16 protein-coding genes are annotated in these 16,315 nt (G+C 62.5%); 7 read left to right on the forward strand and 9 right to left on the reverse strand.

The features are described from left to right. The first annotated feature begins 5 nt into the window (after positions 1 to 5). The 5 genes from rsmI to QWJ46_RS11590 all read left to right on the forward strand — a co-directional run bounded on the left by rsmI (position 6) and on the right by QWJ46_RS11590 (position 4,627). Entirely contained in the window at positions 6 to 923 is a 918-nt protein-coding gene (rsmI, locus tag QWJ46_RS11570; RefSeq protein ID WP_302751234.1) for a 16S rRNA (cytidine(1402)-2'-O)-methyltransferase, read from the forward strand. Further along, positions 913 to 1,281: a YraN family protein gene (locus QWJ46_RS11575; protein WP_184458002.1), complete on the forward strand. Its 369-nt coding sequence runs from the start codon at positions 913 to 915 to the stop codon at positions 1,279 to 1,281. Before rsmI ends, QWJ46_RS11575 begins: the two co-directional genes overlap by 11 nt. Before the next feature lie 119 nt (positions 1,282 to 1,400). Beyond that, the gene (locus QWJ46_RS11580) at positions 1,401 to 1,904 is read left to right on the forward strand and encodes a cupin domain-containing protein (RefSeq protein WP_302751235.1); all 504 of its coding nucleotides are present in this window, start codon (positions 1,401 to 1,403) and stop codon (positions 1,902 to 1,904) included. Positions 1,905 to 1,991: 87 nt separating this feature from the next. Further along, on the forward strand, positions 1,992 to 2,939 hold the full coding sequence (gshB, locus tag QWJ46_RS11585; protein ID WP_302751236.1) for a glutathione synthase: 948 nt from the start codon (positions 1,992 to 1,994) through the stop codon (positions 2,937 to 2,939). A gap of 155 nt (positions 2,940 to 3,094) precedes the next feature. Continuing rightward, the gene (locus tag QWJ46_RS11590; protein ID WP_302751237.1) at positions 3,095 to 4,627 is read left to right on the forward strand and encodes a YifB family Mg chelatase-like AAA ATPase; all 1,533 of its coding nucleotides are present in this window, start codon (positions 3,095 to 3,097) and stop codon (positions 4,625 to 4,627) included. Between the two features lie 371 nt (positions 4,628 to 4,998). Here QWJ46_RS11590 and cysK read toward each other — a convergent pair whose 3' ends face one another. The 3 genes from cysK to QWJ46_RS11605 form a co-directional block, all read right to left on the reverse strand. Further along, entirely contained in the window at positions 4,999 to 5,961 is a 963-nt protein-coding gene (gene cysK, locus QWJ46_RS11595) for a cysteine synthase A (protein WP_302751238.1), read from the reverse strand. A gap of 143 nt (positions 5,962 to 6,104) precedes the next feature. Further along, on the reverse strand, positions 6,105 to 6,722 hold the full coding sequence (locus QWJ46_RS11600; RefSeq protein WP_302751239.1) for a LysE family translocator: 618 nt from the start codon (positions 6,720 to 6,722) through the stop codon (positions 6,105 to 6,107). 113 nt (positions 6,723 to 6,835) lie between these two features. Continuing rightward, positions 6,836 to 7,735: a DMT family transporter gene (locus tag QWJ46_RS11605; protein ID WP_302751240.1), complete on the reverse strand. Its 900-nt coding sequence runs from the start codon at positions 7,733 to 7,735 to the stop codon at positions 6,836 to 6,838. A 111-nt stretch (positions 7,736 to 7,846) separates the two neighbouring features. Between QWJ46_RS11605 and QWJ46_RS11610 the strand changes: the two genes are divergently transcribed. Next, positions 7,847 to 8,311, forward strand: a complete 465-nt coding sequence (locus tag QWJ46_RS11610; RefSeq protein WP_184458015.1) for an Lrp/AsnC family transcriptional regulator — start codon at positions 7,847 to 7,849, stop codon at positions 8,309 to 8,311. 19 nt (positions 8,312 to 8,330) lie between these two features. On the opposite strand, the gene QWJ46_RS11615 is transcribed toward QWJ46_RS11610, so the two are convergent. From QWJ46_RS11615 to dut, 4 genes are all read right to left on the reverse strand, one after another. After that, positions 8,331 to 9,230, reverse strand: a complete 900-nt coding sequence (locus tag QWJ46_RS11615; protein WP_302751241.1) for a GNAT family N-acetyltransferase — start codon at positions 9,228 to 9,230, stop codon at positions 8,331 to 8,333. 165 nt (positions 9,231 to 9,395) lie between these two features. After that, positions 9,396 to 10,199, reverse strand: a complete 804-nt coding sequence (locus QWJ46_RS11620; protein ID WP_302751242.1) for a hypothetical protein — start codon at positions 10,197 to 10,199, stop codon at positions 9,396 to 9,398. A 12-nt stretch (positions 10,200 to 10,211) separates the two neighbouring features. Further along, a complete protein-coding gene (locus QWJ46_RS11625; RefSeq protein WP_302751243.1) occupies positions 10,212 to 11,006 on the reverse strand; it encodes a hypothetical protein in 795 nt (264 codons plus the stop codon). A gap of 12 nt (positions 11,007 to 11,018) precedes the next feature. After that, positions 11,019 to 11,489 carry a dUTP diphosphatase gene (gene dut / locus QWJ46_RS11630; protein WP_302751244.1) on the reverse strand — a complete coding sequence of 157 codons (471 nt, stop codon included), beginning with the start codon at positions 11,487 to 11,489 and terminating at the stop codon, positions 11,019 to 11,021. A gap of 90 nt (positions 11,490 to 11,579) precedes the next feature. Here dut and QWJ46_RS11635 point away from each other — a divergent pair, with 90 nt between their 5' ends. Next, positions 11,580 to 13,163, forward strand: coding sequence for a peptide chain release factor 3 (locus QWJ46_RS11635; RefSeq protein ID WP_302751245.1), 1,584 nt, complete (start codon positions 11,580 to 11,582; stop codon positions 13,161 to 13,163). A gap of 30 nt (positions 13,164 to 13,193) precedes the next feature. On the opposite strand, the gene QWJ46_RS11640 is transcribed toward QWJ46_RS11635, so the two are convergent. Both QWJ46_RS11640 and QWJ46_RS11645 read right to left on the reverse strand, forming a co-directional pair. Next, positions 13,194 to 14,531, reverse strand: coding sequence for an HlyD family type I secretion periplasmic adaptor subunit (locus QWJ46_RS11640; RefSeq protein WP_302751246.1), 1,338 nt, complete (start codon positions 14,529 to 14,531; stop codon positions 13,194 to 13,196). An 18-nt stretch (positions 14,532 to 14,549) separates the two neighbouring features. Next, complete coding sequence (locus QWJ46_RS11645) at positions 14,550 to 16,274, reverse strand: type I secretion system permease/ATPase (protein ID WP_302751403.1); 1,725 nt, start codon at positions 16,272 to 16,274, stop codon at positions 14,550 to 14,552. Positions 16,275 to 16,315: the final 41 nt, after the last annotated feature.

A 16,315-nucleotide genomic window follows, 5' to 3' on the forward strand; every position in this document is an offset into this window, starting at 1 on the left:
AGGGCATGAACGAGCAAACCACCGGCGAGGACGCCACGAGGCGAAGCTTCCGCCTGCACAACATGGCGGTGCCGGCGCGGCCGTTGGAGCCGGCGCTCTATCTGGTCGCCACTCCCATCGGCAATCTCGGCGATATCACGCTGCGCGCATTGGAAACGCTGGCCGGTGCCGACGTGCTTGCATGCGAGGATACGCGTGTCACTCGCGTTCTGCTCGACCGCTACGGCATCCAGAATCGCCCATTCGCCTATCATGAGCACAATGCCGACGAAGCCGGCCCGCGGCTCATCCAGGCGCTCGAAGCCGGCCGCTCGGTGGCGCTGGTGTCCGATGCCGGCACGCCGCTCGTCTCCGATCCCGGCTATCGGCTGGCCCGGCAGGCAATTGCCGCCGGTTACCGTGTCATTCCCATTCCAGGCGCCTCGGCGCCGCTCGCCGCCCTTGTTGGTTCCGGCCTGCCGAACGACGCCTTCCTCTTCGCCGGCTTTCTGCCGGCCAAGGACAAGGCGCGCCGCGATCGTCTCGGCGAATTTGCCGCAGCCCCGGCGACGCTGATCTTTTTTGAATCGCCCCATCGCATCGGTGCGACGCTTCTTGCTGCCGCCGATGTGCTCGGCCCGGCCCGGCCGGCTTGCGTCTGCCGTGAATTGACCAAGACCTATGAAGAATTCCGCCGCGGCACGCTGGCCGAACTCGCCGTCCATTACCAGCAAGTGGAAAACGTCAGGGGCGAGATCGTCCTCGTCGTCGGTCCGCCGCAGCCGACCGAAACGTCCGAGGCCGATGTCGACGCCGTGCTTGCCGATCTGTCGATGTCGATGCCGACGGCAAAGGCTGCGACCGAGGCCGCCCGTCTCACCGGCCTGCCGCGCAAAGCGCTCTACCAGCGCCTGCTGGAGATGAAAAGCGGCAATGGGCGATAAAGACCTTACCGCCATCAAACGGAAAGCGCTGCGCCGCGGCCGCATGTCGGAATATGTCGCCGCCGCCTTCCTGATGCTGAAGGGATACCGCATCCTGGCGCTGCGCCACCGCACCAGGCTCGGCGAGATCGATATCGTCGCCCGTAAGGGCGATCTCGCAGTCTTTGTGGAAGTGAAGGCCCGGTACGGCGAGGCTGCGGCGATCGACGCCGTCTCCGTCGCCGCTCAGAAGCGGATCCGGGCGGCAAGCGATCTCTGGCTCGCCCGTCAGGCGGATCAGGCCCGCCTTTCCCAACGCTACGATATCATCGCGGTCATGCCCGGCCGGTTGCCGCGGCACTTTCCCGATGCCTTCTGAGCGCTTTCGCACCAATCGAGTTTCCGGATTGTTAAAATTTTAGTCCCGGGTTGAACGAGCTCCTTACCTCTCTCTGCTACCCACCATCGCGGTAGGGATTAAGAATTGGGGGTTGTTGCGTGGCCTGGAAGATGATGTTTGCAAGCGCGGTCGCCATGGCCGCGCGCTCGGTGCCTTATGTCGCGCTGAAGCCGGCCGGGAAATCCTTCGTCGCGCATGCGAGCGACCACCTGCCGCTGAAATCGACGCCGATCAATCCCGACTGGATCATCAGCGGCAATCCTGAAGCCCGCACCGCCGAACATTCGCGCGGCCATGACGAGGCGTCGCTGACGGCGATCTGGGACTGCACCGCGGGCGAATTCCGCTGGTATTTCGGCTGGGACGAGACAGTGATGATCCTCGAAGGCGAGGTCCATATCACCGCCGAGGACGGTACGGAACGGACGCTGTGCGCAGGCGACGTCGCCTTTTTCGCAGGTGGAACCTGGGCCAGCTGGCGGGTCGACAATTACGTCCGCAAGGTCGCCTTCCTGCGCAAGCCTTTCCCGAAGCCGTTGGCAATCGCCTACCGTCTCCGCAACATGCTGCGCAACGGCGGCAGCCAGGGCATCGCCGCCTGAAAGTTGCGACAGCCGCAAGCCTTCGATGACCGTTGCGTTTGATGCCGGGCCGACCTACATCTGTCCGGCATTCAGCGAGGGACGGAAATGGCCAAGATCACCAATGTAGCGGTCCAGATGGATCATGTCGCCGGCATCAATATCGCAGGCGATTCCACCTTCGCCATGAGCCTGGAGGCGCAGGCGCGCGGCTACAGGCTCTTCCATTACACGCCCGAGCGCCTGAGCTTCCGCGACGGCAAGCTCTTTGCCAGCGTCGAGCCGATGGTGCTGCGCGACGTCAAGGGTGATCACTTCGAGCTTGGCGCGCCCGAGCGCGTCGATCTCTCGACCATGGACGTGGTGCTGCTGCGCCAGGATCCACCCTTCGACATGGCCTATATCACCTCGACGCATCTGCTCGAGCGCATTCACCCGAAGACGCTCGTCGTCAACGATCCGGCCTGGGTGCGCAATTCGCCGGAGAAGATCTTCGTAACGGAATTCGCCGACCTGATGCCGAAGACGCTGATCACCAAGGATCCGGCCGAAATCCGCCGCTTCCGCGACGAGATGGGCGACATCATCCTGAAGCCGCTCTACGGCAATGGCGGTGCCGGCGTCTTCCATTCCACCCGCGACGACCGCAATCTCTCCTCGCTGCTGGAAATGTTCGGCCAGCTCTTCCGCGAGCCCTTCATCGCCCAGCAATATCTGCCCGACGTGCGCAAGGGCGACAAGCGCATCATCCTGGTCGACGGCGAGTTCGCCGGCGCCATCAACCGCGTTCCGGCCGAGCATGACAGCCGCTCCAACATGCATGTCGGCGGCCGCGCCGAGGCGACCGAACTGACGGCGCGCGAAAAGGAAATCTGCGCCCGCATCGGCCCGGCGCTGAGGGAACGCGGCTTTCTGCTCGTCGGAATCGACGTGATCGGCGATTACATGACCGAGATCAACGTCACGTCGCCCACCGGCATCCGCGAGGTCAGGAAGTTCGGCGGCGCCGATATCGCGGCCCTGCTCTGGGACGCGATCGAGCGCAAGCGCGGCTGAGGCTGCGATCGGGTACAACCGCGCCCACCACTGATTATCTGCCTGCGTTCTTTTATTGTTCTTGTTTTAGTCCTGCTTCCGTGCCAGATTGCAACCGCTGGCTTTCAACGGCCACAGGGGCGGTCTCTAAGAGTTTGCGGGACAAGGGTGGGCATATGGTCGCGCGTGTCAGTACGGTAGCATTCCAGGGCATCGAAGGCGTGCCGGTCGAGGTCCAGGTGATGGTCGCGCCCGGTAAGGTCGGCATGCAGATCGTCGGTCTGCCCGACAAGGCGGTGGCCGAAAGCCGCGAGCGCGTGCAGGCCGCCCTTCATGCCTCCGGCCTGGCGCTGCCGGGCAAGCGGGTGACCGTCAACCTGGCGCCCGCCGATCTGCCGAAAGAGGGCTCACACTTCGATCTGCCAATCGCACTGGCGCTAATGGCGGCGCTTGGTGCCATTCCCGCCGATGCGCTGTCGGATTATGTCGTCGTCGGCGAACTCAATCTCGATGGCACGATCGCCGCCATTGCAGGCGCGCTGCCGGCCGCCATCGGCGCCAATGCGCTCGGCAAGGGGCTGATCTGCCCGGCCGAAAGCGGCGCCGAGGCGGCCTGGGCCGGCGCCGAGGTCAATATCCTCGCCCCGCGCAGCCTGATCGCTCTTGCCAATCATTTCCGCGGCACCCAGGTGCTGTCGCGGCCGGAGGCGTCGATCCGCGCCAATGCCGCCAATCTGCCTGACCTTGCCGAGATCAAGGGCCAGGAAAGCGCCAAGCGCGCGCTCGAAGTGGCGGCCGCCGGCGGCCACAATCTCCTGATGGTCGGACCTCCCGGCTCCGGCAAGTCGATGCTGGCGTCGCGCCTTCCGTCGATCCTGCCGCCGCTTTCGCCCGCCGAACTGCTTGAAGTCTCGATGGTTCATTCGATCGCCGGCCAACTGACCGGCGGCAAGCTGTCCGATCGCCGGCCCTTCCGCACGCCGCATCATTCCGCCACCATGGCCGCCCTCGTCGGCGGCGGGTTGCGCGCCCGCCCGGGCGAAGCCTCGCTCGCCCATCACGGCGTGCTCTTCCTCGACGAATTTCCCGAATTCACGCCGCAGGCGCTGGACGCGCTGCGCCAGCCACTCGAAGGCGGCGAATGCGTCATCGCGCGCGCCAATCACCGCGTCTCCTATCCGGCGAAATTCCAGCTGATCGCGGCGATGAACCCCTGCCGCTGCGGCATGGCCGGCGAGCCCGGTCACACCTGCGCCCGCGGCCCGCGCTGCATGAGCGATTACCAGGCCCGCATCTCCGGCCCGCTGATGGACCGCATCGATATCCGCATCGACGTGCCCGCCGTCTCCGCCGCCGACCTCATCCGGCCGATGGCGGCCGAGGCCAGCGCCGACGTCGCCCGCCGCGTCGCCCGCGCCCGCGAGCTCCAGCGGGAGCGCTTCCAGCGCGCCGGCGCTGGGGATATCAGCACCAATGCCCGCTGCTCCACAGCAATGATCGAAAAACTCGCCGAACCCGATGCGAGCGGCCTGCAGCTCCTGCGCGACGCCGCCGAAAAAATGAAATTCTCCGCCCGCGGCTACCACCGAGTCCTCAAGGTTGCCCGCACACTAGCCGACCTCGACGACAAACCGACGGTCGGCCGTCTGCATCTTGCCGAAGCGATCTCCTACCGGATCGCCGGCGAGAGGTTGACGGCGGCTGCGTGAGAAGAAGGGCGGATGCGCGCCGATATTTTGAGAGATTGTCGTCAGGCTGCCCACCGATTTGTCGATCGCGTTTGCGCTTGGCTGCCCCTCAGCGAAATCCTCATTGAGCGCTGCGGAATTATGAAATTATATGGCCGTCGGCGAACTATAGCGGGCGCGCTGCCCGGCAGCAGGCGGTGCGAATGGCCCTGGCGGGGCCATTTGCATTCAACTAGCACAGGTGGGACATCGACCATCGTTACTACTGACTACCACAGAACTTTCGTCCCGCTTCGATTGGGATGCAGGTGACGGCACAAAAGAAGGGACGCTCGAAGCGCCCCGATATTTTGCATGACAAACTGCGGGAGAAAAGGCCGCCACACCAAACCTCAGCTCCCCAATCCCTCAAACAACGCCGTCGACAGATACCGCTCCGCAAAAGACGGAATGATGATGACGATGTTCTTGCCCGCATTTTCTGGCCGGCTTCCAACCTTGATCGCCGCGGTCAGCGCCGCGCCCGAGGAGATGCCGACCGGCACGCCTTCGAGCCGGGCGACAAGGCGGGCCTGTTCGAAGGCCTCGTCATTGGTCACGGTGACGACTTCGTCATAGATGCCGGTATCGAGGATTTTCGGCGCGAAGCCGGCGCCGATGCCCTGGATTTTGTGCGGGCCGGGATTGCCGCCTGAGAGCACCGGCGAATCGGCAGGCTCGACGGCGATGATCTGGATCTCGGGCTTGTGGCTCTTCAGCACCTGGCCGACGCCGGTGATCGTGCCGCCGGTGCCGATGCCCGAGATGACGATGTCGACCTTGCCCTCGGTATCGTTCCAGATTTCCTCGGCCGTCGTCTTCCGGTGGATCTCCGGATTGGCCGGATTTTCGAACTGCTGCGGAATGATGGCGTCGGGAAGGGAGGCGGCGAGCTCCTCGGCCTTGGCGATGGCGCCCTTCATGCCTTTCGATCCTTCCGTCAGCACCAGCTCGGCGCCGAGCAGCGCCAGCATCTTGCGGCGTTCGACCGACATGGTTTCCGGCATGGTGAGGATCAGCCGATATCCCTTGGCGGCGGCGGCAAAGGCGAGCGCGATGCCTGTGTTGCCAGAGGTCGGCTCGATCAGCACCGTCTTGCCTGATGTGATCTTGCCCTGCGACTCCAGGCTTTCGATCATCGCTACGCCGATGCGGTCCTTGACGGAAGCGATCGGATTGAAGAATTCGAGCTTGCCGATCAGGTTTGCCACCACGCCCTTTTCCCGCGCCAGCTTGTCGAAGCGCACCAGCGGCGTGTCGCCGATGGTCTCGGTGATCGAGGAATAGATGCGGCCGCGGCCGGGTTTATGCGACATGGTTCTCTCCCTTTGGACTTCGGTCCCTCAAATCGAGGAGGAGAATAGGGTCAAAGACGGAATGAGACCAGAGCGCGTTCGCGCCGGGCCGGGTGCCGGAGAGAAAATAAGCTTTGAAAACCGTTTCCTGGCGGATGTTTATTTCAGGCTGCCCGCGTGGCGATGAAGGCCGCCGTGCCCGCAAGGATGCCGGCTGCAACCCGGTTCAGCGTCTGCAGGGCGCGCGGCTGTTTCAACATGGTGCGGGCGCGCGCCGCAAGCAGCATATAGGGCACGAGCACGGTGATCAGCACCACGAAGGTGACAGCAAGCAGCAGCGCATAGTCGCGCAGGCTGATATTGCCGATGTCGATCAGCGTCGGCGCCAGCGCGACATAAAAGAGCATTGTCTTCGGGTTGCCGAGCGTCACCAGCAGGCCTGAGAGGAAGGACAGGCCGATATTGCTGGATTTCTTCGCCGCAATGTCCTGCGGCAGCAGCCCTGCCGTCCAGAGTTTCCAGGCGATGTAGCCGAGATAGAGGGCGCCGGCGATCTTGATGGCGATGAACACCTCGGTGAAGGTCTGGGCGACGAAGGCGAGGCCGAGAATGACGGCGGTGAGATAAGCCATATCGCCAAGCACCAGGCCGAGACCCATGAAGAAGGTCTCGCGGAAATTCGAGCCGAGCGCACGGGCGACGATGGCGGTTATGCCGGGGCCGGGAATGGCCGCGGCGATGAACAACGCTCCGGCATAGGCAAGCAAGGCGGCAAGGCTCATCTGTGGCTCCATCTTTCCGGTGTTTTATGTCAGGCGGGCCGTGCCATCAATCCGCCGGCGTTGATGGGTGCATCACGAGAAGGAATGCCTGCACCCGCGTGCCTGCCGGTACCTCAGCCCTGGAGCGCCCTCGGCCGCAGCCATCTTGGGCTCCAGCCGAGATTCATGCCAGCGGCGGCAATGAGGATGATCGCCGCTCCTGCGATCTGCATCGGCTGCAGCGCATGGCCGAAGGCCAGCCGGTCGACGAGGATTGCGGCGATCGGATAGAGGAAGGACAGCGCCCCGGTCAGATGGGTCGGCAGCCGCTGGATCGCGCCGTAAAGCAGCACATACATCAGCCCGGTATGGACGACGCCGATCGTCACCAGGATCGCCCAGCCGCCGGCATCCCCGGGCATCTGCGAAAACGTCGTCATCGGCGCCAGCATCAGCATGCCGGTTGCGACCTGGATCAGCGCGATCAGATGCGGCGGCGTGCCTTTCAGCCATTTCGCGGCAAGCGCTGCCAGCGCATAAAAGAAGGCCGCACCGAGCGCCATCAGAATGCCGAGGCCGTATCCATCCGATGCCTCGCCGGCCCCAGGTTTCGCCTCGACGATCGCCGCCATGCCGGCAAAGGCGAGCGTCAGCCAGAACAGTTTGGCGGCGGTGATCTTCTCGCCGAGGAATAGTGCCCCGAGCACCAGCAGCATGAAGGGCTGGGTGTTGTAGACCGTGGTGGCGATGGAGATCGTCGCATGCGAATAGGAGGCGAAGAGCAGCAGCCAGTTGACGACGATGGCGACGCCGCCGAAGACGGCGATGCCGAAGGCGCGCAGCGTGATGATGCCGGGCCGCAGCAGCCCGAGGGCGCCGCAGATAACGAGCAGCGTCATCGCTCCGAACAGGCAGCGCCAGAAGACGACGCCGCTGACCGGTTGACCCGACATCACGACGAACCAGCCGATCGTCCCCGAGATCAGCATCGCTGCCGTCATTTCCACTGAACCTCTTTTGATGTCGCCGCTCATGATCGCCTCCGTTTCTATGAGATGAGATTATTGCGGTAGCAGGGAATTTTATATAGGAATGGAAAGGAGATTCGACGTTCTCGCCTAATCATCATAGGAGAATTCATCGACGTGGCTAATGATGTACAATCGCTCGATGATATCGATCAGTCTATCCTGGAGGCGCTGGCCGGCAATGCCCGGATCTCGCTCAAGGAGCTGGCGCAGCAGGTCGGGCTGTCCTCGCCGAGTGCTGCCGAGCGCCTGCGCCGGCTGGAGGAGCGCGGCGTCATCAAGGCCTTCACCATCGATCTCGACCCGGCCGCCGTCGGTTATCCCCTGCAGGCGATCGTGCGGGTCCGCCCGCTGCCGGGACAGCTGCACATCGTCGAGCGCATCATCCAGGAGATCCCCGAAATCGTCGAATGCGACAAGGTGACCGGCGAGGATTGTTTCATCGCCCGCCTGGTCATCCGATCGATGGCGGAGCTCGACGGTCTCCTCGACAGGGTCGCCGAACGCGCGGAAACCAACACTGCGATGATCAAAGCTTCGCCTGTCAAACGCCGCCTGCCGCCGCTTTCGCGGAAAAGATAGCGGCGGCCGAAGCCGGCGCTTAGAAATCCGCCATCGGCGACAGCATCGCCGGAAAATGCGGGGTCATATCGTCGAGCCCGCGCAGCATCAGAGTCGTGCCGCTTTGCAGCGGTAGCGGATCACCCGCCCAGCCGAGCTTGTCCGGCCGGAAAAGCACCTCGATGCGGGCGGAGACGATGTCGAGTCCGCCGAGGATCGCTGCAAGCGTCGGGATTTCCGTCGCCACGACGTCGACAAGGCTGAAGCGACCCGCTGCATCCATCTTCCAGGCGATGGCTGCGCGCTCGCCTTCCAGGAAACTGACGCGAATATCGGGGTCGAGCTGGGTATTGATGAGAAACATCGCTGCATTCGCCGTCACCGAAAGCGTCGTCGAGACCGGGCTGCGTGCTTTCAGCAGCGCTTGCAGCAGGGCAAGATCATCCGCATTCGCCGCCGAAAGCGGCAGGGCTGGTGCGGCTGATGTCGAGGGCGCGGGGGCCGCCCCCTCGTAGCGGTGCAGCGCTATCGAGCGGAAACCATAGGGCTCGTAGAGCGATGGCTTATCGGTGTAGAGGATGACGGCCTCGAAGCCCTGCTGCTCGCACCAGTCGAGCGCTTTCACCGTCAGGTCGCGATAAAGCCCGCGGCCGCGCCACTGCGGCCGCACCGCGCCCGACTGCAGGCCGGCGGCATGGACGACCCTGCCATTGATGACGAAGGGCAGCGCAAAGGCCGAGATATTGGCCGCAAGCTTGCCCTCGGCATCGAACCAGCCGAACGGCATGCTGCTGGGATCGGGGCCGCCAAGCTGTTGCAGCGGGCCGATATCGATGCCGAAAATATCCTTGAGCAGACAGACCAAGGCCGCCCAGCCGGTCGGGTCGTCGAAGTAATCCAGCCGGAAGGTCAGGCCGGCGCTGTCGAGGCGATTTGCCATCAGAGGTGTCTCACCAAAATGTGCAGCGGGGAATAACGAGATGTATAAAAGCAAAGGACGGCAGCGCGTCCGCTTGAACCAAGATTGTTGCGACGCGCTTTAGGAATCCGCGATCGAAGGTATACCGCAAGGGAATGCAAGCAGCCTCGGCCAATCCGGAATTCCTTATTTCCCTTCACCGAGAACGCCGTTCAAACACGTCCCAAGTTCATCTTTTTTATCGATGAGAGATCTGCATTCGCGAATGGCATATGCTGCCGCCATTTCGGCGTTGATCCTAAACCCGGGAATTCTTCCGGGATTGAAAGTCGTAGCATCTCGGCCAAAAGCATCCGTAACTCCGACCGATTGTAGTAGAACTCCATAGAGGCAGCCCACCGGATTGATGTCGCGGTCGACGAGGACATTGATGACCGGGTTTCCCGTTCGGCTCTCATGATAGCACGTCGACGTGTCTGGCTTGCTCCGAAGCGTGTCTACATCGTGAACTGCGATTTGGCCCAACTTTGCCAATTTAAGCGCATCACGATCGATGAACACGTTGAGAGTCTGGATGTTTGGAGGCCGGTTCTGATCCCGGAAAGGCACATACGGCGTTGCAGGCGAGTAATCGATCGATCGACTGACGTCGAAATTGATGCCGATTTCCGCGTAAGCACCAATCGCAGAAAACACGCGCAAAAGCTCGATCTGCAAAGCCTGAATATCGCGTCTATCCATGCCCTTCACGTTGAGGGCAATGTTCATATCGATGGTTTTGTCGATGTCGAAAATCGGTGCTGCCGATTTCGCCACAGCGAATGCGACCACCTCCTCGGTGGAGAAGGACGACCGAATCGACTGGAGTTTCGCTGAATCAATCGCAAGCATCGGTGTTGCGACCAGCGCTGCCGCTAGGCCCCCAATCACGCCTAAACGCACTTTCCCGAATAGCATAAATGTCCTGTCAACGCTGCTTATTTTGGGCAACTCCGCGGCTCCTTAGTTCCCCTTCAGAACTCCTGTGATACATTGCTCAAACTGATCTTTTTTATCGATGAAAGATCGGCACTCATGAATGGCATATGCTGCCGCCATTTCGGCATTGCGCCTGAAGCCGGGAACCTCCCCGGCATGATATGTTGCCGCAACCCCGCCGAAAGGTCCCTTTAGGCCGATCGACTGCAGCAGAACCGTGTAAAGGCAACCTACAGGATTGATATGGCGATCGACGATAACGTTGATAGCCGGATATCCTTTCCGGCGCTCATGGTAGCATTCCAACGTATCCGGCTTGCTTCGGAGCGTGTCTATGTCGTGCACTGCTATCTGGCCCAATTTTGCCAGCTTGAGCGCATCACGATCAACGAACACGTCAACTGCCTGGCTATTCGACCGCCGGTTCTGATCACCGAAAGGGGCATATGGCGTTCCAGCTGAATATTCGATCGATTGGCTGGCGTCGAAATTGATGTCGATTTCAGCGTAAGCACCAATCGCAGAAAACACTCGCAAAAACTCTATCTGCAAAGCTTGAATATCGCTTCTCCCCATACCCCTCGCATTGAGGGCGATATTCATTTCGATCGTTTTGTTGATGTCGAGGATCGGGGCTGTTGATTTTGAGACGGCAAATGAGACGATCTCTTCCAAAGACATCGATGAGCGAATCGATTGGAGCTTTTTTGAATCGATCGCAAGCGTTGACGTTGCCGTCAGCGCTGCCGCTAGACCCATAACCACGCCCCATGGCGCTCTCTTGAATAGCATAAGCGCCCCCACAAACGGCTGCTTCATTCGAACCGTCGATCAAACGCCGGTTGAGCCGAACCCGCCCGCGCCACGCGCCGTCTCGCTTGTCTCGGTGATCTCGGCAATTCGCGCCTGGGTGACCGGCGCGATGACCATCTGGGCGATGCGCATGCCGCGCTCGATGATGAAGGCTTCCTCGCCGAGGTTGGCGAGAAGCACCTTCACTTCGCCGCGATAGTCGCTGTCGACGGTGCCGGGTGAGTTGAGGCAGGTGATGCCGTGTTTGAAGGCAAGACCGGAGCGCGGCCGCACCTGCCCCTCGAAACCCTCGGGGATCTCGAAGATGAAGCCGGTCGGCACCAGCGCCCGTTTGCCGGGCGGCAGCGTCAGCGGTTCGCCGTCGGCGACGGCGGCGCGCAGGTCCATGCCGGCCGCCCCCTTGCTTTCATAGGCGGGCAAGTCGAGGCCTTCGCCATTGGCCAGGCGGATGAGGTTCAGTGTCGGGCTGAGGTCGTGATGAATGGTCATGGCCCATTACTTTGCGCGTGCGCGGGTAAGGTCAATTGCATTGCCGGGCTTTAGTCGCTAGGTAAGCCGCAATTCCACAGGATTCACACTATGGCCGAAAGCCTCGCCGAGGCGGTCTCCCGCCGCCGCACATTCGCTATTATCGCCCACCCGGACGCGGGTAAGACGACGCTCACCGAAAAGCTGCTGCTGTTCGGCGGCGCCATCCAGCTTGCCGGCGAAGTCAAGGCGAAGAAGGACCGCATGCAGACGCGCTCCGACTGGATGAAGATCGAGCGCGAACGCGGCATCTCGGTCGTCACCTCGGTGATGACCTTCGAATATAACGACAATGTCTTCAACATCCTCGACACGCCCGGCCACGAGGATTTCGCCGACGACACCTATCGTACGCTGACGGCCGTCGACGCTGCCGTCATGGTCATCGATGCCGCCAAGGGTATCGAGCCGCGCACGCTGAAGCTCTTCGAAGTCTGCCGCATGCGCGATATTCCGATCATCACCTTCATCAACAAGATGGATAGGGAAAGCCGCGATCCCTTCGAGATCCTCGACGAGGTCGAAGAGAAGCTGGCGCTGGATACCGCGCCGATCACCTGGCCGATCGGCCGCTCGAAAACCTTCTGCGGCTCCTATCATCTGGCGAACAGCACCGCCCGTGGTTCCGATACCGAAGTCGAGACCACGCCGGTCAACGGTCCGCGGGCAATCGCCGACAGGCTGCCGGAAAACGAACGGCAGGCCTTCATCGACGAGACCGAGCTTGCCATCGAGGCATGCCGTCCCTTCGACCGCGATTCCTTCCTCGAAGGCCATATGACGCCCGTTTTCTTCGGCTCGGCGCTGCGCAATTACGGCGTTCGCGACCTCATCAATGCGCTTGGCGAATTCGCGCCGCCGCCGCGCGACCAGGTCGCCGACACCAGGACCGTGCATGCGACCGACGACAAGATGACCGCCTTCGTCTTCAAGATCCAGGCCAACATGGACCCGAACCACCGCGACCGCATCGCCTTTGCCCGCATCTGCTCCGGCAAGCTCGAGCGCGGCATGAAGGCAAGGCTTGCCCGCACCGGCAAGCAGCTTGGCCTGACGGCGCCGCAATTCTTCTTCGCTTCGCAGCGCCAGCTCGCCGACACCGCCTATGCCGGCGACGTCGTCGGCATTCCCAATCATGGCACGCTCCGCATCGGCGATACGCTGACCGAAGGCGAAGCCCTGGTCTTCCAGGGCGTGCCGAACTTCTCGCCGGAAATTCTGCGCCGCGTGCGTCTCGAAGATGCGATGAAGGCGAAGAAGCTCAAGGAAGCGCTGCAGCAGATGGCCGAGGAAGGCGTCGTGCAGCTGTTCTCGCCGGAGGACGGCTCGCCGGCGATCGTCGGCGTCGTCGGCGCCCTGCAGCTCGATGTTTTGAAGGAGCGGCTGATGGCCGAATACGGCCTGCCGGTCTCCTTCGAGATGTCACGTTTCTCCGTCTGCCGCTGGATCTCCGCCGATCAGCCGGCCGATCTGGAAAAGTTCCTCACCGTCAAGCGCGGCGATATCGCCCGCGACCTCGACGGCGATCCAGTCTTCCTCGCCCAGGACGCCTTCTCGCTGCGTTACGAGGCGGAGCGTTATCCGGCGATCAAGATGGTCGCAATCAAGGAATATCACGCCGCCAAGGCGGCGTGATCGGTGGTTCTTGGAAGCGTGGCGCTGCGGTTATTTTTCCCGCATCGCCCGGCGGAAGTTCTGTGTGATCGGCTCGGCTAGGTAAGAAAGCACGGTGCGGGCACCTGTCCGGATCATCGTCTCGCTCGACATGCCGGGCAGCAGTTTACGGCCCTCCAGTTTGGAAAGTTCGCTCTGGTCGATCACAACGGTCGCGGCGAAAAAGGGCGCGCCGCTGCGCTCCTCCACCATCCTGTCAGCCGATACGATCTCCACGACACCGTCGAGCGGCGGCAGGTTGTAACGGGCAAAGGCCGGGAAACTGACGCGCGCCGGCTGTCCGGGAGCGATCGTCTCGACATCCTCTGGTCTGACCATCGCCTCGATAACGAGCTGCTGTCCCATCGGCACGATCGTCATCAAGGTCTCGCCGGGTTTCACCACGCCCCCGGTCGTATGGACCTTCAGGTCCATGATAATGCCGTCGACCGGCGCAACGACGTTGGTGCGGGCAAGCACGTCCCTGGCGGACCGCTCCTCCTGCCTGAGGTCGAACAGTTCCGCCTCGACCTTGCTCAGCTCCTCGACGGCCTCGTTCAGCTGCAATGTGTTGAGGTTGACGATCTGCATGTCGATCTCGGCCATGGCGCTCCTGGCGCGAGCGATGGCTGCGACATTGGTCGCGCGCTCTCCCTCGACTTCCCGCTGCTGCCGTCTGAGCAGCAGCCAACGCTCGCGGGTGACCAGGCCGCGCTTGACGAGGCTCTCAAGATCTCTGGTCTCCCCCTCGAACACCTCGATCTGCTTGTCCTCGGTAACGATGAGTTCCTGCAGTCCTGTTATCTCTTCCTCGGTCTGGCGGCGGCGCTGGCTGAGAATCTCTCGCTCGTCCTTCAGATTGTGGTGCTTGGCCGAAAACACGTCACGTTGTGCGGCCACCGCGTCCCTTGCCGATTTGGTGGGGTTTGCAAGCAGCGCCGGATCGAACTCGATCTCGGCTTTGCCGTCACGCTCGGCCCTGAGGCGAGCGGCCAGCGCCTCGCGCGTTGCGATCCGGTTCTGGACCAGATCTAGCCTTGCCCTCGCCTGCGTATCATCGAGTTGGAGGAGGACCTTGCCGGCCTTGACGATGTCGCCGTTGGCGGCAGTCAATCCTGCAATGATCCCGCCCTCGAGGTGCTGGATGAGCTTGCGGTCACCGGCAACCTTGACAAGGCCGGGCGCCACTGCGGCGCTGTCCAGCGGTGCAAGCGTCGCCCAGCCTCCGGCCATGCCGAAGAACAGGAACATGATTGCGAAGCCGGTAAAAGTGACGCCCGTGAGACGCAGCGGGACCGGTGCCGGGGGCGGCGAAACGGGTAACGGAACGACCTTCATCTCTTTTTTCATGGCGGTTACGTTCCCTTGCTACTTCGCCACGATCGTCGGCATTTGAGCGACCTTGCGCACGCGAGCGGCGAGCTCATTGAAGACATAGTCGCGTGGACCGAAGAGATCCTGCTGGCCGCGATTGAGGACAAGGATCTTGTCGACCGTCTCCATGATGTTCGGTCGATGGGCGATCAGGATGACGGTCGTGCCCGCCGCCTTGATCGTGCCGAGCGCTGATATCAATGCCTCCTCACCGTCGCGGTCGAGGTTGGAATTGGGTTCGTCCAGGATAACGAGTGCCGGATCGCCGTAGAGCGCCCGCGCCAAGCCGATGCGCTGGCGCTGTCCGCCGGACAGGACCGCGCCGGATTCGCCGATCTCCGTGAGGTAACCTTTCGGCAGTCCTTTGATGAGTTCGTGAACGCCTGCCAGCTGCGCGGCCTTGACGACCTTGTCGAAGATCACCGGGCTGAGTTTGGCAAAGCGGCATATATTTTCGGAAACCGTCCCCGCGAAGAGCTCGATATCCTGGGGCAAGTAACCGACATGATGGCCACGGTCCTCCGCCGCCCATTGGGCGACATCCATGCCGTCGAGCAGCGCACGCCCGCCGGATGGGCGCCAGGCGCCGGCCAATATGCGCGCCAAGCTGGTCTTGCCGGCCGCGCTCTGGCCGATTAGGGCCATGGATTCACCCGGCTCGAGATGGAAGCTGATCCCTTTCAGGATATGTTCGCCGCCCTGTCGGGCAAGCACGATATTGTCGGCCTCGAACTTCCCGGTCGGCCGCGGCAGCGCCAGAACCGGGGTTGCCTCGGGGTGCTGGCCTGCAACGGCGGTGAGGCGCCGGTAAGCGGCCCGCGCGCCGACCGTTGCCTTCCAGGTGCCGATCGCCTGTTCGACCGGCGACAATGCACGACCCATCAGGATCGAGGCGGCGACCATGATGCCGGGGGAGGCTTCGTTGCGAAGAACGAGATAGGCTCCAAGCCCCAATATGCCCATTTGCAGGGCCAGCCGGTGACAGCGGGCGATGGCGGAAATGATACCGCCGCGGTTGGCGGCAACGACCTGGCCTTTGTTGGCTTCGTCCTGCTGCAGCTTCCAGCCTTCCAGCAGGGGCTTCAACATGCCCATCGCCTGGACCACCTCGGCGTTGCGGATCGCCGCCTCGGCCTGGACATAGGCGCGAGACTGCGCGCCTGCAGCCTCGGTCAAGGGCTTGCGTGTCAGCCATTCGTTGAGCAGGGCCAACACGAAAAGCACTCCACCGCCGCAGAGCGCCAGCCAGCCCAGCCAGGGGTGCATGAAGAAGATGGCGGCGAAAAACAGCGGCGCCCAAGGCGCGTCAAGGATCGGGAAGATGCTGGGGCTGGTGAAAAAATTCCGCACCTGGTCGAGGTCACGCAGCGGACGGGCGTTGGCCTGGCCGGGCGCCGAGGCGGCATATTCCACCGATGCGGTCAACAGCACCGGCGCCAGGCGTGCGTTCATCCAGGATCCGACGGTTGCCAGAAGGCGCCCGCGCACCACCTCCAGCCCCGCCATCGCCACCAGCGCGCCGGCCGCCATCAGCGATAGCATCGCCAATGTCTCCAGGCTGTGGCTGGACAGCACGCGGTGGTAGACCTGGAGCATGTAAAACGCTCCGGTCAGCATCAGCACGTTGATGCCGCCGCTGAACCAGAGAAGCGGTCGGATGGCGCGTCTGGCTTCCTTCATCACCACCTGGAGGGCAGGGGGCTGTTGGTTTGTTTTCATCATAATGTCTCTGGAGTACGAGATTACACGCGCATGCAAAG

Source organism: Rhizobium sp. CBN3, from assembly GCF_030518245.1.
Taxonomy (GTDB): Bacteria; Pseudomonadota; Alphaproteobacteria; order Rhizobiales; family Rhizobiaceae; genus Rhizobium; species Rhizobium aethiopicum_A.

What these genes read in the sequence shown, in the direction of transcription:
- rsmI (WP_302751234.1), top strand. Translation starts at nt 6, where the DNA reads ATGAACGAGCAAACCACCGGCGAGGACGCCACGAGGCGAAGCTTCCGC.
- QWJ46_RS11575 (WP_184458002.1), top strand. Translation starts at nt 913, where the DNA reads ATGGGCGATAAAGACCTTACCGCCATCAAACGGAAAGCGCTGCGCCGC.
- gshB (WP_302751236.1), top strand. Translation starts at nt 1,992, where the DNA reads ATGGCCAAGATCACCAATGTAGCGGTCCAGATGGATCATGTCGCCGGC.
- QWJ46_RS11590 (WP_302751237.1), top strand. Translation starts at nt 3,095, where the DNA reads ATGGTCGCGCGTGTCAGTACGGTAGCATTCCAGGGCATCGAAGGCGTG.
- cysK (WP_302751238.1), bottom strand. Translation starts at nt 5,961, where the DNA reads ATGTCGCATAAACCCGGCCGCGGCCGCATCTATTCCTCGATCACCGAG.
- QWJ46_RS11600 (WP_302751239.1), bottom strand. Translation starts at nt 6,722, where the DNA reads ATGAGCCTTGCCGCCTTGCTTGCCTATGCCGGAGCGTTGTTCATCGCC.
- QWJ46_RS11605 (WP_302751240.1), bottom strand. Translation starts at nt 7,735, where the DNA reads ATGAGCGGCGACATCAAAAGAGGTTCAGTGGAAATGACGGCAGCGATG.
- QWJ46_RS11615 (WP_302751241.1), bottom strand. Translation starts at nt 9,230, where the DNA reads ATGGCAAATCGCCTCGACAGCGCCGGCCTGACCTTCCGGCTGGATTAC.
- QWJ46_RS11625 (WP_302751243.1), bottom strand. Translation starts at nt 11,006, where the DNA reads ATGAAGCAGCCGTTTGTGGGGGCGCTTATGCTATTCAAGAGAGCGCCA.
- dut (WP_302751244.1), bottom strand. Translation starts at nt 11,489, where the DNA reads ATGACCATTCATCACGACCTCAGCCCGACACTGAACCTCATCCGCCTG.
- QWJ46_RS11635 (WP_302751245.1), top strand. Translation starts at nt 11,580, where the DNA reads ATGGCCGAAAGCCTCGCCGAGGCGGTCTCCCGCCGCCGCACATTCGCT.
- QWJ46_RS11640 (WP_302751246.1), bottom strand. Translation starts at nt 14,531, where the DNA reads ATGAAAAAAGAGATGAAGGTCGTTCCGTTACCCGTTTCGCCGCCCCCG.
- QWJ46_RS11645 (WP_302751403.1), bottom strand. Translation starts at nt 16,274, where the DNA reads ATGAAAACAAACCAACAGCCCCCTGCCCTCCAGGTGGTGATGAAGGAA.